This window comes from Lysobacter luteus (assembly GCF_907164845.1).
GTDB classification, from domain to species: domain Bacteria; phylum Pseudomonadota; class Gammaproteobacteria; order Xanthomonadales; family Xanthomonadaceae; genus Novilysobacter; species Novilysobacter luteus.
The window spans coordinates 576,723-592,931 of sequence record NZ_OU015430.1 but is presented as its reverse complement, the minus strand read 5'-3'; the positions used below and the strand labels follow the sequence as shown (position 1 = coordinate 592,931).

Genomic DNA, 16,209 nt, shown 5'->3' with positions numbered 1-16,209 from the left:
AGGGGTTCATGCTGGAGCAGTACGGTTTGGCCTTGGCGCTGGTCTGCGCCGTCATCGCGATCCTGTACGGGATCATCTCCGCGCGCTGGATCAGCGCACAGCCCGCCGGCAACGAACGCATGCAACAGATCGCCGGCGCGATCCAGGAAGGCGCGCGCGCCTACCTCAACCGGCAATACCTGACGATCTCCATCGCCGGCGTGGTGCTGTTCCTGCTGATCGGTTTCTTCCTGGGGTGGTCGACCGCGGTCGGCTTCCTGCTCGGCGCGGTGCTCTCGGGCGCAGCGGGCTACATCGGCATGAACGTCTCGGTGCGGGCCAACGTGCGCACCGCAGAGGCCGCCCGCAAGGGCATGGGGCCGGCGATGGACGTTGCGTTCCGCGGCGGCGCGATCACCGGCATGCTGGTGGTCGGGCTGGGCCTGTTGGGCGTCGCCGGCTACTGGTGGGTGCTGGGGGAGATGGGCATCGTCGGCGAGGCCGCGCTGCACGCGCTGGTCGGGCTCGCATTCGGCTCGTCGCTGATATCGATCTTCGCCCGCCTGGGTGGCGGCATCTTCACCAAGGGCGCCGACGTCGGTGCCGATCTGGTCGGCAAGGTCGAGGCCGGCATTCCCGAGGACGACCCGCGCAACCCGGCGGTGATCGCCGACAACGTGGGGGACAACGTCGGTGACTGCGCCGGCATGGCCGCGGATCTGTTCGAGACCTACGCGGTCACCGTGATCGCGACCATGCTGCTGGGCTACCTGATGGCCGACGTGGTCGGGGCCAATGGCGCGCTCTATCCGCTGGTGCTCGGCGGGGTTTCGATCATCGCCTCGATCATCGGCGCGATGTTCGTCAAGGTGAAGGAAGGCGGCTCGATCATGGGCGCGCTGTACAAGGGCGTGATCGTGTCGGCGGTCCTCGCAGCGATCGCGTTCTACCCGGTCACCACGATGCTGATGGACGACTTCGCCACCGGTCCGCTCAACCTTTATTTCTGCGCCCTTGTCGGCCTGGCGCTGACCGGTGCGATCGTGTGGATCACCGAGTACTACACCGGCACCCAGTTCAAGCCGGTGCAGCACATCGCCGCGGCATCCACCACCGGGCACGGCACCAACATCATCGCCGGCCTGGGGATCTCGATGAAGTCGACCGCGTGGCCGGTGATCGCGGTCTGCGTCGCGATCTGGGGCTGCTTCGAGCTCGGTGGCCTGTACGGCATCGCGATTGCCGCGACCGCGATGCTGTCGATGGCGGGGATGATCGTCGCGCTCGACGCCTACGGCCCGATCACCGACAACGCCGGTGGCATCGCCGAGATGGCCGAGCTGCCGCCGGAGGTGCGCAACGTGACCGACCCGCTGGACGCGGTCGGCAACACCACCAAAGCGGTGACCAAGGGCTACGCGATCGGTTCGGCGGCGCTCGCGGCGCTCGTGCTGTTTGCCGACTACACCCATAACCTGCAGGCCAGCAATCCCGGCGAGGTGTTCGCCTTCGACCTGTCCGACCACGAGGTGATCATCGGCCTGCTGATCGGCGGCCTGATCCCCTACCTGTTCGGCGCGATGGCAATGGAGGCGGTGGGTCGGGCGGCTGGTGCGGTGGTCGAGGAAGTACGCCGGCAGTTCCGCGAGATCCCGGGGATCATGGCCGGCACAGGCAAGCCCGACTACTCGCGTGCCGTCGACATGCTGACCCGCTCGGCGATCCGCGAAATGATCATCCCGTCGCTGTTGCCGGTCGCGGTGCCGATCGTGGTCGGCCTGCTGCTCGGGCCGAAGGCGCTGGGCGGGCTGCTGATCGGCACCATCGTGACCGGCCTGTTCGTGGCGATCTCGATGACCACCGGCGGCGGCGCGTGGGATAACGCCAAGAAGTACATCGAGGACGGCCACCACGGCGGCAAGGGCAGCGAGGCGCACAAGGCGGCCGTCACCGGCGACACCGTCGGCGACCCCTACAAGGACACCGCCGGCCCGGCGATCAACCCGCTCATCAAGATCATCAACATCGTCGCGCTGCTGATGGTGCCGTTGCTCTAGGCAAGGGATGCAACCGCGGTATCCAGGAGGCGGCCCCTGCGGGCCGCCTCCTTTTCTCCAGCCCGACCCGCGGGACACTTGATCCGCATCAATCCCCCGGCGCCTCGCCGCGCGCATGCTGCGACCGACGCGCACCGCGCCCCAACCGGTGAACCCGATGATCCGCCTTGCTCCCTCCTCCGCCGCGGCTGGCTCCCTGGCCCTGCTGCTCGCCCTGGCCGCCACGCCTGCATTTGCCGCCGACGACCCGGGCTGGAACGCGTCGGGCGACCTGCGCGGCGGCTGGTTCGCCGGCCGCACCACCGCCCGCGACGGTACCGTCACCGACAACGACGCGTTCAACGCCCGCCTGCGCGTGGCGGTCCAGAACGCCTTCGCCGACAACTGGACTGCGCGGGCACGCGTGGCCGGTCGCTTCAGCAGCGACCAGGAGGACGTGCAGGCCTACCTGCGCGGCTACGCCAGCACGCGCACGGGCACCGCGTTCGGTGACGTAACCCTGGACGAGGCCTACCTCGCCTACGCCGCGCCGGACGACGGCATGCGACTGCGCGTCGGCCGCTTCCAGACGGTGTTCAACCTGCCCGGCGTCGCGGCCAAGAGCCTGGACCGCGACGACAGCCCCAACACCGACGTCACCTGGACCGACGGTGTCCATCTGGACATGCCGATCGGCGCCGGCTGGCGCGGCCACGCGATCGCCGAGCACCGCCACCGCCGGGGCACCGGCGTCACTCGCGCGCCGCTGGACTTCAGCGATTCCGGCAGCCGGGTGTCGACCTTCCTTGCCGTCGAGAACAGCGAGGCCTGGGGCCCGGTGAGCCTGCGGATGCTGTCGCTCACCTGGATGCCCTCCAGCCTTGCGGTCGCCGGCGCGGGCAGCGACGCGCGCGACGACTACCTCACCGCGGACGCTCGGCTGGCTGCCACCTGGCCGGTCGGTGGCAACGGCATGAAGCTGGTCGCCGGGGCGGAACTGGCGTACGCCTTCGACACCCCACCGGATGCGCGGGTGGGCACCGGTGGCGATGGCAACGCCGACGGGCTGGCCTGGCAGGTCGCCGCCAGCCTCTACGAGATGGCGCCCGGCCACAACATCGGCATCGCCCACGGCGAGGTCGGCGCCGGGTGGTTGATTTCCCCCGACTTCCGGCCCAATGACCGGCTGACGGAGGTCCGCTACCAATGGAAGTTCGCCGAGCGCACCTCGATGGAGGCGCGCGTGCGCGAGCGGCGCGAGCTGGAGCACCCGGTCGGTACGCGGGCGCGGCTGGACCGCGACGTCTACGTGCGGCTGTCGCACCGGTTCTGAGGCGCCGCCGTACGCACGTGGTGTTCACCCCCTGTTTGTGAAGGTCAACGGGTCGCCGGGATCGCGGCGGCCTGTTTACTTCGGCACGGCATGTCTTGCCGTGCCTCATCGGGAGGGACCTCACATGCAACCTACCTGGCAAGATTCCCTGCAACATTCGTTCGGGCCGCACCTGCCCTACATCCTCGGCGGGATCGCGATCCTGCTGGTCGGCTGGATCGTCGCGCTGGTCGCCGGCTCGCTGACGCGGAAGGGCCTGGACGCGGCCAACGCCAACCAGCGCCTGGCCGCGCACACGCAGTCCAAGGTCGACATCGAGCGCATCGCCGGTCGTATCGTGTTCTGGGCGATCCTGCTGATGGCGGTCGTCGGCGCGCTCAGCGTGATGCATGTCGACGGCGTGACCGGGCCGTTGGCCGGGTTCGTCGGCACCATCATCCCGGCCGCGGTGCTCGCGCTGGTCGCATGGCTGGTGGCGACGCTGGCCCGGGTGGTGGTCAACAAGGCCCTGGCCGCGACCCAGCTCGACGAGAAGTTGTCGGAGAAGGCCAACGCCCAGCCGATGTCCCACACCCTCGGAAACGTGGCCTTCTGGCTGGTGCTGCTGCTGTTCCTGCCGGCGATCGTCGGGGTGCTGCAGATCGAAGGGTTGATGGAACCGCTGTCGGCGATGATGACCAAGCTGCTGGCGATGCTGCCCAACCTGCTCGCCGCTGCGATCATCGGCGTGATCGGCTGGATCATCGCCAAGGTGGTGCGCGGGATCGTCAGCAACCTGCTCGCCGCAACCGGCGTCGACCGCTTCAGCGAGAGCAACGAAAACACCCGTGGCATCCGGCTGTCGCAGCTGGGCGGGACGCTGGCATTCGTACTGGTGATCGTGCCGACGCTGATCGCAGCGCTGGATGCGTTGCGGATCGACGCCATCTCGCGGCCGCTCACGCGGATGCTCAACGAGTTCCTGCTCGCCGTGCCGAACGTGCTGGCCGCCGCGGCGATCCTGATCCTGGCGTGGTTCATCGGCCGCTTCGTGGCCGGGCTGGTGACACGGCTGCTGGCCAACCTCGGCTTCGACCTGGTGCCGCAACGCATCGGCCTTGGCCATGCGTTCGCCACGTCTTCCGACACCGTGCACAGCGATGGCACGGCGGGCGCGGCCACCGGCACCGTGCATTCGGCCGACACCCTGGCCAACGGGCAGCCCGAGCAGCGCCGGATCGTGACCCCGCCGGGTGTCGACGCCGCGCCCGTGGCAGGCCCCGGGATGCCGAGCCTGTCCGAACTCGCCGGCAAGGTGGCGCTGTTCTTCATCATGCTGTTCGCGACCGTCGAGGCGGCCGGGCTGCTCGGGTTCGGCGGCGTGCATGCGCTGCTGGAGCAGTTCATCGCGTTCGGCGCCGACATCCTGCTGGGGCTCGTGATCTTCGTGGTCGGCTACTGGCTGGCGGACCTGGCCGGGCGGGCGATCCAGCGCGCCAACCCCGAGGGCCGCGGGCTGGCTCGCATCGCCCGGGTGGCGATCCTCGGCCTGGTGGTCGCGATGGGCCTGCGCGCGATGGGCGTGGCCGACGAGATCGTCAACCTCGCCTTCGGCCTGGTGCTTGGCGCGGTGGCCGTGGCGGTGGCGCTGGCGTTCGGGCTGGGTGGCCGCGGGGCCGCAGGCCGCGTGACCGACCGCTGGGCGAGCCAGTACCTGGACCGCAAGCCGCCTTCAGGGATGTAGCCGGGGAGCGCGCCGGGCGGGCAATGCAACGCCCGTCCGGCGCTGCTGCGCTGCAGCAGCCAGCGGGGTAAAATGGCCGGCTTTCCGGCCGCCCGACGCGGCCTCCCCCGCACACTGGAGCACCGCATGGGCCTGGACCTCGTCCCGACCGGCAAGAACCCGCCGGACGAAATCAACGTCATCATCGAAATCCCCAAGGACGCAGAGCCGGTCAAGTACGAGGTCGACAAGGCTTCGGGCGCGATCTTCGTCGACCGCATCCTGTCGACGCCCATGCGCTACCCGTGCAACTACGGCTACGTCCCCCACACCCTGTGCGGGGACGGCGACCCGGCCGACGTGATGGTGATCCTGCCGCTGCCGCTGATCCCCGGTTCGGTGATCCGCTGCCGCCCGGTCGGCGTGCTGAAGATGAGCGACGAGGCCGGCAGCGACGAGAAGCTGCTGGCGGTGCCGGTCGACAAGGTGTTTGCCGGCTACGCGCACATCGACGACATCAACAAGGTCAGCCCGCACTGGTGCGAGCGCATCGGCCACTTCTTCGAGCACTACAAGGACCTGGAGAAGGGCAAGTGGGTGAAGCTCGACGGCTGGGGCGACGCCAGCGAGGCCAAGAAGATCCTGGTCGAGTCGATGCAGCGGTTCGAAGCGTCGGCGGAGAAGCCGAACTTCTGAGTCGCTGGTCCTGCGCCACAGGAAAAGCCGCCTCCGGGCGGCTTTTTTTTGCCCGCGATGTCGCGCGGCAACCATCAAAAAAGAAGCGGCCCCGTTTCCGGGGCCGCCTCCTTCAACTCACTTCGATCGACGGGTCGATCAGAAGCGCTGCTGGTACTTCATGTACACGAAGCGGCCGATTTCGAAACCACCGTAGTACGGGTAGTTGCTGTTCGGCTGGGTGAACATGATCGGACCGGCGTGGTCGAACACGTTGTTGGCACCAACAGCGACGGTCGCGTTCCACGGGGCCTGCCAGTTCAGCTGCAGGTCGTGGAAGGTGTTGGAACCGGTGTGGCGCTGCGCGGCCGGCTCACCATTGGAGTAACGGTCGGGGTCGGTGCACGGACGGTTGGTGACGCACGACTCGTTCATGCCCGAGTAGTAGCGGGCGGTGTACGAGGCGCCGAAGTTGCCCATCTCCCAATCCACGCCCAGGTTCGAGCGCAGGCGGAAGATGCCCGGGGTGCCAACGTAGCCGACGGTGATCGGGTCGCCGTCCGCGTTCTCGCCGGCTTGGTCGTAACGGCTGGTGTACGTGTTCTGCCAGTCGACCGAGAAGTTGCCGAAGCTGGTTTCCGGCAGCTTGTAGCGCACGCCGACGTCGTAGCCTTCGGTCTCCATCTGGCCGAGGTTGGCCAGGCCGTAGAACATGCCGGTGATGTGGCCGTCCGCGGCGCGGGTGACGTTGGCCTGCGCGCAGCGGCTTGCGTCGCCGAGCACGTAGCAGTCACGCAGGATGCGGTCGACGCTGTCCGAGATGATCATGTCCTCGATCTCGTACTGGTACCAGTCGACGCTGATGTCGAGGCCCTGCACCCAACGCGGGCTCCACACCAGGCCCATGGTCTGGCTGGTGGAGGTTTCCGGTAGAAGGTTCGGGTTGGAACCGGTGAAGAACTGGTCCGGCGTCTGGCACGGGTAGCTGGTGCACGGCACCAGGCCCTGGCCCAGCTGCACGTAGCCGACCGGCACGCCAGCGGCGGTGCAGGCCGCGTTGCCGTTGACGCTGCCGACAGCGTCCACACCACACGGATCGGTGTAGTCCTCGAAGCTGCTGCCGACGCCGCCGTACAGGTTGTCGATCGACGGCGCACGGAAGCCCTCGGCCACGGTGCCGCGGACGAGCAACTCGTCGACCGGACGCCAGGTGAAGCCGAACTTGCTGTTGGTGGTGTCACCGAAGTTGCTGTAGTCGGAGTAGCGGCTCGCGACGTTGAAGGTCAGCTCCTTGGCGAAGGCCATGTCGGCCAGCACCGGGATGTTGAGCTCGACGTAGAACTCGTCCAGCGCGTAGTCACCCTCGGTGGTGGTGGCGGCCAGGCCGGTGTACTCACCCGACTGCGCGAACGCGTCCGGCACGAAGCGGCCCGATTCCTTGCGGTGCTCGTAGCCCATCGCGATGCCCAGGTCGCCCGCCGGCAGCTCGGCCAGCGAACCCGACACGTTGGCGGTGTAGCTGGTGGTGCGGGTGGTACCGGTATCGGTGAAGTACGGGAACATGAAGGTCTGCAGGTCGGCATCGGCCAGCGAACCCTGGCCCGCGACGCCGTTCGGCAGCAGCGGGTTCCACGGACGGCAGTTGTCCAGAGAGATCGGGTCGGCGGCGGTGCCGCACTGGGCGATGCCGTCACCGTTGATGAACGACGGGCCCAGGGCCTGGCGGGTCGCGATCAGGCTGGCGTCGCCGTGGCCGGTCTTGCTCAGGCTGTTGCGGTTGAGCAGCGCGCCAACGTCCCAGTCCCAGTACTTGTCGGCCAGCTGGAAGAAGCCCTTGAAACCACCGGCGAAGCGGTAGGTCTCGAGCTCGCTGCGGGTGGTGCGCGGCACTTCCCACAGGCGGCGGCGGAAGTCGATGTCCTCGCCGACCGGGTTGAACGCGCTGTCACCGGAGAGCTGGGTGTCGAACGCGAGCGACTGGTACGGGTAACCGGCGATCTGCTGGTCGGTGATGCGCTGGTTGTACAGCACGTCGGCGTCGAACGAGATCGAGTCGCTGACGTCGTAGGTGGTGCTGGCGAACACCGAGCGGCGCTCGATGCCGGTGCGCAGCATCATCTGCAGGTTGGAGTTGGCGTTGTCGGCCGTGGTGTGCGGGCGGTAGTCGGCCAGGTTGGTCGGGTCGCCGCCGTCGGACAGGGTGCACCAGGTGTCGGCGCCGCCCGGGCCACACGGGCCGTACCACGAACCGTTCTGGCTGACCGGGCTGAAGCCCGAGCCCGGGTAGTCCGGACCGGCGTTGCCCCACTTGGAGAACCAGCGGTCACCGGCGAAGACCGGCTCTTCCTTCGAGTACTCGACCGAGAGGGTCGTGCCGCCGCGGTCGCTGGTCTGGCCGACGGTGAACGAGTACTGCTGGGTCTCGCCGTCGCCTTCGCCGAACTGGCCGACGTACGCGGTGGCTTCAGCGCCTTCGAAGCGCTTGCGGGTGATCACGTTGACCACGCCGGCGATCGCGTCGGAACCGTAGATGGCCGAGGCGCCGTCCTTAAGGATTTCCATCCGGTCGATGGCCGACATCGGGATCTGGCTGAGATCCTGGTAGCCGCCGGTGGTCGCGCCCAGGCGCTTGCCGTTGACCAGCACCAGGGTGCGGTTGGCGCCCAGGTTGCGGATGTCGATGTAGTAACCGCCCACGTTCTCGCCGGAGGCAAGGGCCTCGGAGCGGGAGATCGCCGGGGAGCCGGCCGAGGTCAGGTTCTGCAGCACGTCGGCGACGGAGGTGAAGCCCTGCTTCTGGATCTCCTCACGGCTCAGCGTGACGATCGGCTGCTGGGTCTCCATGTTCACGCCGCGGATGCGCGAACCGGTCACTTCGATGCGATCGAGCGTGGTCGCTTCCTGGGCAGCCGGGGCGGCTTCCTGCGCACCGGCAATGGCCGGTACAAGTGCGACAGCGACGGCAGCCGGCAACAGGCCGAGCCGCATCGCGGGACGCAGATTGCGATGAGTCATTTATCTCTCTCCAGATAATCGTTATGGGCGTGTTAAACGCCTCGCCCAAGCTACGGCCCGCCGGGCTACGCCGCTTTGCGATCGAGGCCCGGTGTCTTTGCCGAATCTGTCCTCGCGGCCATGGCCGCGGTGATCTTCGCGTTATGCCGGTAGGTACTCGCCGACATGCCGTGGCGGGCGCGGAACGCCCGCGCGAAGCTGCAGCAGTTGTCGAAACCGCAGGCCGCGGCCACCTCGCCGACCATCATCGGGCTGCCCGCCAGCAGGTCCGCCGCCCGCTCCAGCCGCAGGCGCGCCGAGGCGGCCTGCGGGCTTTCGTCATAGAGCGCGTGGTAGGTCTTGGAGAAGTACCAGCTGGAGAAGCTCGTCAGCTCGGCCAGCTCGCTGATGCGGACGACCCGGTCGCAGTGGCCTTCCAGGTACATGCGCGCACGCTGCATCCGGCCGAAGACCTGGCGCTTGCGTGAGCGGGAGCGGCCCGGGCAGCGCGTGATGCGGGCACTGAGCTCGTGCTGGATGGTGGCCAAGTGCATCAGCAGCGGCCGCAGCGCGGCGACCTCGCCACTGCCGTCGACCGCCTGCAGGGCGGCAAGGCGCGGCCGGGCCCCGCGCCAGAGGCGGGCGAACACGCGCGCGTCGCGGTGGTCGACCCGGCCGCGGCCGGAGAACAGGGTCATCTCGGCCAGTCGCGCCAGGGTCTTCTGGGCGTCGGCGCCTAGCGCCAGGCCCAGGCACAAGCCGTGCCGGTCGGTCTGGATCTCCGGGCGGGAGTCCCGCTCGAAGGCGATCCAGTCACCGCGCTTCAGGTGGAACCGGCCCTCGCGGGAGTCCACCCAGGAGCTGCCGCGCAGCTGCACCCAAATGCTGAACTGGTGCGGCGACGCCTGCGCGCTGCCCAGCCGGGAGACGCCGATACAACGCGTCTGGTGTTCGTGGTCGGTATTGTCGAGCTGCAGCAGCTGGCCGCGATCGGCCCAGAGGATCTTGTCCATTACCCACACCCATTGCCAGGAGTTGGTGAATGGATGTGCCGGATCCGGCGGCTTGCATCAGGAAAGATCGCGGAGACTTGCACGAAATCGCCACGAAAGCCGTGGCGAAAGAATTACGAAGGGAGTTTTCCCAATCCCATCAATTACTTGACGACGCCGGGCCACATCGTTTCGGGCGGCGATTCGTAGCTGGCGAAGCCGATGTCGCCGATGTCGTACTCCACCATCGTGACGTAGATCTCATTGGTGCGCGGGTTGATGCTCATGCCGTAGGTGGCCGCACGCATCGTCGTGTCGAGGCAGCGCGAGCGGCCGCCGGCGTCGGTCGCGCCGCGATATTCGAGCAGGGCGGCGCAGTGGGAGCGTCGTGCAATGCCGAGCACGCTGCCGTCGGGAGCAACCGCCCAGGCGCGGTAGTTGGTGACGGTCGGGAACTCCGGGTCCAGCTGGCGGACGCTGGCCGGCGTCAGAGCGAGGTCGGCCTCCCACAGGCCCGGCTCACCCGGGCGGGTGAATACCACCCGCCCGCGCGCTGCATCGACCTGCACCCGTGATACCAGCGGCAACGTGGCATCGCGTGTCCACTGGCCGGCGTCGTCCCGGACGAACGCCTCCAGTCCGGTCCGGCCTTGCTGGTCAGCCGCGACCAGCAGTATCCGGCCCTGTCCGGCGGCGGTATCGGGGGCATGCAGCACCTGCACCGCATCCGCTACCGGCAATGACAGGCGGGTGATGCGGCCACTGGCCGGCGTGATCTCGTAGACCCCGTGGCCGCGGTCTTCGCCCGTGGTGGCGCGCCCCACCAGCAGCAGGCGCTCGCTGTCGGGTGACCAGGACGGCAGGTGCCGCGATCCCGGCTCGACCCCGTCCAGCAGCACCGGTGCAGACCCGCTCCGCTCCAGGTCCCCAAGCCAGAGGCGGTACCGGCCGGAGCGGTCCGAGGCGAACGCCAGCCGGCGGCCATCCGGGGAAAGCGCGGCCAGGCGGTCGCGCCCCGAGGACGTGTACAGCCGTTCGGAACCGTCGCTGGTGCCCGGGCCCGAGCCGTCGAACCGGTACAGCCCGAAGCGGGTCGCGCGGTGGACGAAGGCGATCGCCGGGACCTTGGCGGCGACGGCCGGGTCCTGGGCGTCGGCGATGCCGAGGTCGGTCCGCACGCCCGTTTCGAGGTCCAGCCGGAACAGGCGCGAGCCGGCCTCGTCGTTGTTCTCGGCGTAGATCAGCGCGCGACCACTGGGTGCCCAGTCCCAGCCCAGGATCTGGGTGTTGAGCCAGGTGAGCCGCTCGGCGACGCCGCCGGTGGCCGGGATGCGCCAGAAGTCGCCGACCGGCGTGTTGCGCACGAACACGATCCAGCGGCCGTCAGGCGAGTAATGGGGCGCGAAATCGTGGTTCTGCGGTGTCGCGTCGTACTCGATGTCGCGCGGCTCGCCGCTTTCCAGGTCCAGCACGAACAACCCCGGGCGGTCGTGGAACACGCCGTGACCGCCGAACACCAGGCCGCGCCCGTCGGGGGTCCAGTCGAAGGTGGGCACGTGGCGTTCGTCGCAGCGCCCCACCACCCGTTCGCCGCCGCCACCGGCGAGCACCACGAGCACCTGGCAGCTCTGCTCGGGCACCACGCGCAGGAACGCGATCGTGCGCCCGTCGGGCGACCAGGCCGGGGAGAAGTCGTCGGCCCCGCCGGTGGGACGGGTCAGCTGGCGCGGTGCGGTCGGAGCGGTCGTCTGGACCATGATCGCGACGTTGCGCTGGCCGTCCGGCACCGCCACGTAGGCCACCATCGAACCGTCGGGGTTCAGGCTTGGCCCAAGCTCGAAGCCCGGCGAGGAGGTGATCAGGCGCGTGTCGATCGACAGCGGATCCTCGGCCGCTTTGCCGTTCGAGGACGTCGGCTCGGGCGACGGCACCGGGCGGTACCACCAGACCAGGAAGATCGCGAGCAGCAGCGCGACGGCCACCGCCGCGGCGATGGTGCCCCAGCCGCCGCGGATGCCGTCGCCACGCCCGCTGGCGGGCGACGCCACGGGCGTTGGGGCGGCTCCAGTTGCCGGCGTCGGCGCGGTCGTGGGCACCGCCTCCATGGGCCCTGCGCCGGCGACGGGCCGTCCACCTGCAGCGCTCGCGTCGACAGCCGGCATCCCGGCGCCACCATGGTCCTGGTGCGGCAGCCATTCGATCGGCGCCAACAGGCGGTAGCCGCTCTTGGCGATCGTCTCGATATAGGGCTGGCCACCGGCATCTCGGGCCGGCTCGAAGGCCTTGCGCAACTGGGTGATTGCCTGGGTGACGACGTCGTTGGTCGGCAGGGTGTCGGGCCAGACGGCCGCCAGCAACGCATCACGGCCGACCACGCGCCCGGCGTTGTCGACCAGCGCGAGCAGCACCCCCATCGATTTGGGGGTGATGCGCCGCGGCCGTCGCGCGCCGGGCGCGTGCACCTCGCGCAGCGGCACGTCGACGACGCAATCGCCGATTCGCAGTCGATCCGATGGCAGGGGCAGGGTGGTCGGCATGAAGCCGGCAATTATCACGGTCCCGTCATGAACTGCCCATGTGCCAATGGACTTGCCCGCGAAGTGCCCCCCGGGTCACGCCTTGCGGTAAACCTCCGCACCGGCCGCGCGGAACTCCGCCGCCTTCTCCGCCATGCCCTCGACCAACGCCGCCTGCTCGTCGAGCCCGTTCTCGGCCGCGTAGTCGCGTACGTCCTGGGTGATGCGCATCGAGCAGAAGTGCGGGCCGCACATCGAACAGAAGTGCGCCGACTTGTGGGCATCCTTCGGCAGGGTCTCGTCGTGGTATTCCATTGCCCGCTCGGGATCGAGGCCGAGGTTGAACTGGTCCTCCCAGCGGAACTCGAACCGGGCCTTGCTGAGCGCGTTGTCGCGGGCCTGCGCGCCCGGATGGCCCTTGGCCAGGTCGGCCGCGTGGGCGGCGATCCGGTACGCCATCAGGCCCTCGCGCACGTCGTGCTTGTTCGGCAGGCCGAGATGCTCCTTGGGCGTTACGTAGCAGAGCATCGCGCAGCCGTACCAGCCGATCATCGCCGCGCCGATCGCGCTGGTGATGTGGTCGTAGCCCGGGGCGATGTCGGTGGTCAGCGGGCCAAGGGTGTAGAACGGCGCCTCGCCGCACACCTCCAGCTGCTTGTCCATGTTCTCCTTGATCAGCTGCATCGGCACGTGGCCAGGGCCCTCGATCATGGTCTGGATGTCATGCTTCCAGGCAATTTTGGTCAGCTCGCCAAGGGTTTCGAGCTCGCCGAACTGGGCGGCGTCGTTGGCATCGGCGATGCTGCCCGGGCGCAGGCCGTCGCCAAGGCTGAAGGCCACGTCGTAGGCCTTCATGATTTCGCATATGTCCTCGAAGTGCTCGTAGAGGAAGCTCTCGCGGTGGTGCGCCAGGCACCACTTGGCCATGATCGAACCGCCACGACTGACGATGCCGGTGACGCGCTTGGCGGTCAGCGGCACGTAGCGCAGCAGCACGCCGGCGTGGATCGTGAAGTAGTCCACGCCCTGCTCCGCCTGCTCGATGAGCGTGTCGCGGAAGATCTCCCAGGTCAGTTCCTTGGCACGGCCGTCGACCTTCTCCAGCGCCTGGTAGATCGGCACCGTGCCGATCGGGACCGGCGAGTTGCGGATGATCCACTCGCGCGTCTCGTGGATGTGCTTGCCGGTCGACAGGTCCATCACCGTGTCGGCGCCCCAGCGGATCGACCACACCAGCTTCTCGACCTCCTCGGCGATGCCCGACGACACCGCGCTGTTGCCGATGTTGGCGTTGACCTTGGTGAGGAAGTTGCGGCCGATAATCATCGGCTCGCTTTCGGGGTGGTTGATGTTGTTGGGGATGATCGCGCGGCCGCGGGCGACCTCGTCACGGACGAACTCCGGGGTGATGAGCTTCGGGATGCTTGCGCCGAAGGATTCGCCCGGGTGCTGGCGCAGCAGGTGCGCCTCACGGATCGCGTCGATGCGCTGGTTCTCGCGGATCGCGATGAACTCCATCTCCGGCGTGACGATGCCGCGGCGCGCGTAATGCATCTGGGTCACGTTGGTACCGGCCAGCGCGCGGCGCGGCAGTGGACGATTGCCGAAACGGACCGCGTCCAGCCGTGCGTCGTGCTCCCGCTGGCGTCCGAACTCCGACGACAGGCCGGGCAGCGCCTCGGTGTCGCCACGCTCCTGGATCCAGCCGGCGCGCAGCGGCGACAGCCCGCGGGCCAGGTCGATCCGCGCGTTGGCATCGGTGTAGGCGCCGGAGGTGTCGTAGACCGCGAGCGCGGCGTTCTCCTCGCCGCCGAAGATGGTCGGCGTGCGCGCCAGTTCGATCTCGCGCATCGGTACGCGCAGGTCGGCGCGCGAGCCGGTGACGAAGATCTTGTGCGAGCCCGGGATCGGGCGCACGACGTCGGCCGACAGTTGCTCGGCCTGTTGCTGCAGCGGAGAGGGAATGGCATTCATGGCGTTCGTCCTGTGGCGGCGTGGACGAAGCGGCGGCGCACGGCCACGGCGGGGCCGGGACCGGCGAAGCTCCCTACGGCGGCTGGGGTCGACGGCATCGCCGACCTTGCCCGCATCAGGTTCGAAGGGTCTGTCTCAACCGGGCTGGTGTGCCCGGTACCCCCGCTTCAGCGCGCATTTGACCATGCGTTCCGCCGCACGGCCAGTTGCGGCCGATAATGGGCGGACGGCCGCACGGTGCGGCTCCTGGGGAGGCGCGGTGGCGGGCTTGATCGGCGGGGAGCGCAACCGGGCCACGGCGACGGCCTTCGCGCCGGCCGGCATCGGCAACATCGGGGTAGGCTTCGACCTGCTCGGCCACACCATCAGCGGCCCCGGCGACCGCGCGACGGTCCGTCGCATCGAAGCGCCCTGCGTGCGCATTGCCGCGATCGAGGGCGATGCCAAGGGTGCCGGCCTCCTGCCGACCGCGGCCGAACTCAACACCGCCGGGCGCGCGCTCATCGAACTGCGCGAACGCCACCAGGTCGGCCATGGCTTCGAACTGGTCCTGCACAAGGGCATCGCGCTGGGTTCGGGCCTGGGCGGGTCGGCGGCGTCGTGCGTGGCGGCGCTGGTCGCCGCCAATGCGCTGCTCGACCAGCCCCTCTCGCGTGACCAGCTGTATCCGCTCGCGCTGGTGGGTGAAGCCGTTGCGAGCGGCAGCCCGGCCGGCGACAACGTCGGGCCGATGCTGTTCGGCGGGATCGTATTGGCCACCGCCGAGCGCGTGGTGCGCTTGCCGGCGCCGGCGCTGTATTGCGCGGCGGTCCATCCCGACCACGTGGTCGAGACCCGGTTCGCCCGCGACGCGCTGGCGGCGCCGTACGCGATCGGCGAGTTCGTCCGGCAAAGTGAATGCCTGGCGCTGTTCCTCGCCGGCCTGTACCGCGGCGATCACGCGCTGGTGGCGGCGGGGCTGCGCGACGTGCTGGTCGAGCCGCGCCGCGCGCACCTGATCCCCGGCTTCGCCGCCGTCAAGCAGGCGGCGCTGGCCCACGGCGCGCTGGGCGCGAGTATCTCCGGGGCGGGCCCGAGCGTGTTCGGCTGGTTTGTCGACGTCGCCACCGCGAATTCCGGCGCGGCGGCGATGCAGGCCGCGTTCGCCGATGCCGGCCTCGCCAGCCGGGCGTGGGTGTCGCCGGTGGACGGGCCCCGCGCGGAACTGGTGCCTGCTGGCAGTGCCCCGTGATTGCGGGTAGCGTCCGGGCATGGACAAAACCCTGAACGCGCCCCGCGCCCTGCTCGCCGCGACACTTGCCGTCGCCCTCTCCGCCTGTTCGCCGAATCCGGCCGCTCCGGACCCCGCCGGCAGCACCGCCAGCGCCGATGCCTCCACGGACGCCCCGGCGCCGACCGCCCAGGACGCCTTCTTCGACCGGCTGGGCGCCCTGTGTGGCCAGGCCTTCGCCGGCACCATCGCGGCCAATGAACCGCCGAGCACCACCCCGGACGCGTTCGAGGGCAAGCCGCTCGTGATGCATGTGCGCGAATGCAGCGACGCGGAGATCCGCATCCCCTTCCACGTCGGCGACGACCGGTCGCGCACCTGGGTGGTCACCCGCACCGACGGCGGCTTGCGGCTGAAACACGACCATCGCCACGAGGACGGCAGCGACGACGCCGTCACGATGTACGGCGGTGACACCGCCCACACCGGCAGCGCCGGTCGTCAGGAGTTCCCGGTGGACGGGTTCTCGCGCGAAATGTTCAGCCGCGAGGGCATGGAGGTTTCCAACACCAACGTCTGGGCGATCGAGGTCGAGCCCGGCGCGCAGTTCGTGTACGAACTGGCCCGGCCGGGCAGCCCGCGCCTGTTCCGCGTCGCGTTCGACCTGACCCGGCCGGTGACCCTGCCGCCCGCGCCCTGGGGCGCCGACAGCGCGCCCGCCCCGGCCGCCGACTGAGCCCACCGGCAGCGGCCAGACCGGGTAACGGCACGCGGGCGCGACATCGAAGACAATAGCGA

10 protein-coding genes are annotated in these 16,209 nt (G+C 69.2%); 6 read left to right on the top strand and 4 right to left on the bottom strand.

Going from position 1 to position 16,209, the window contains the following annotated elements; genetic code table 11:
• Positions 1–8: 8 nt before the first annotated feature.
• The 4 genes from KOD61_RS02755 to ppa all read left to right on the top strand — a co-directional run bounded on the left by KOD61_RS02755 (position 9) and on the right by ppa (position 5,746).
• Positions 9–2,036 carry a sodium-translocating pyrophosphatase gene (locus KOD61_RS02755; protein WP_215219550.1) on the top strand — a complete coding sequence of 676 codons (2,028 nt, stop codon included), beginning with the start codon at positions 9–11 and terminating at the stop codon, positions 2,034–2,036.
• A gap of 157 nt (positions 2,037–2,193) precedes the next feature.
• The gene (locus tag KOD61_RS02750) at positions 2,194–3,348 is read left to right on the top strand and encodes a putative porin (protein ID WP_215219549.1); all 1,155 of its coding nucleotides are present in this window, start codon (positions 2,194–2,196) and stop codon (positions 3,346–3,348) included.
• 124 nt (positions 3,349–3,472) lie between these two features.
• Positions 3,473–5,071, top strand: a complete 1,599-nt coding sequence (locus KOD61_RS02745; RefSeq protein ID WP_215219548.1) for a mechanosensitive ion channel — start codon at positions 3,473–3,475, stop codon at positions 5,069–5,071.
• A 126-nt stretch (positions 5,072–5,197) separates the two neighbouring features.
• Positions 5,198–5,746, top strand: coding sequence for an inorganic diphosphatase (gene ppa / locus KOD61_RS02740; RefSeq protein WP_215219547.1), 549 nt, complete (start codon positions 5,198–5,200; stop codon positions 5,744–5,746).
• A gap of 138 nt (positions 5,747–5,884) precedes the next feature.
• Here the strand turns inward: ppa and KOD61_RS02735 are convergent, their stop codons facing one another.
• The 4 genes from KOD61_RS02735 to thiC all read right to left on the bottom strand — a co-directional run bounded on the left by KOD61_RS02735 (position 5,885) and on the right by thiC (position 14,201).
• Positions 5,885–8,740: a TonB-dependent receptor plug domain-containing protein gene (locus tag KOD61_RS02735; RefSeq protein ID WP_251370634.1), complete on the bottom strand. Its 2,856-nt coding sequence runs from the start codon at positions 8,738–8,740 to the stop codon at positions 5,885–5,887.
• A 65-nt stretch (positions 8,741–8,805) separates the two neighbouring features.
• Positions 8,806–9,732, bottom strand: coding sequence for a helix-turn-helix domain-containing protein (locus tag KOD61_RS02730; RefSeq protein WP_215219546.1), 927 nt, complete (start codon positions 9,730–9,732; stop codon positions 8,806–8,808).
• Between the two features lie 143 nt (positions 9,733–9,875).
• Positions 9,876–12,248, bottom strand: a complete 2,373-nt coding sequence (locus KOD61_RS02725) for a winged helix-turn-helix domain-containing protein (RefSeq protein ID WP_215219545.1) — start codon at positions 12,246–12,248, stop codon at positions 9,876–9,878.
• Positions 12,249–12,323: 75 nt separating this feature from the next.
• Positions 12,324–14,201: a phosphomethylpyrimidine synthase ThiC gene (gene thiC, locus KOD61_RS02720; protein WP_215219544.1), complete on the bottom strand. Its 1,878-nt coding sequence runs from the start codon at positions 14,199–14,201 to the stop codon at positions 12,324–12,326.
• A gap of 259 nt (positions 14,202–14,460) precedes the next feature.
• Between thiC and KOD61_RS02715 the strand changes: the two genes are divergently transcribed.
• Together KOD61_RS02715 and KOD61_RS02710 are read left to right on the top strand one after the other, a co-directional pair.
• On the top strand, positions 14,461–15,432 hold the full coding sequence (locus tag KOD61_RS02715; RefSeq protein ID WP_251370633.1) for a homoserine kinase: 972 nt from the start codon (positions 14,461–14,463) through the stop codon (positions 15,430–15,432).
• A gap of 19 nt (positions 15,433–15,451) precedes the next feature.
• Positions 15,452–16,147: a hypothetical protein gene (locus KOD61_RS02710; protein ID WP_215219542.1), complete on the top strand. Its 696-nt coding sequence runs from the start codon at positions 15,452–15,454 to the stop codon at positions 16,145–16,147.
• The last annotated feature ends 62 nt before the right edge of the window (positions 16,148–16,209 follow it).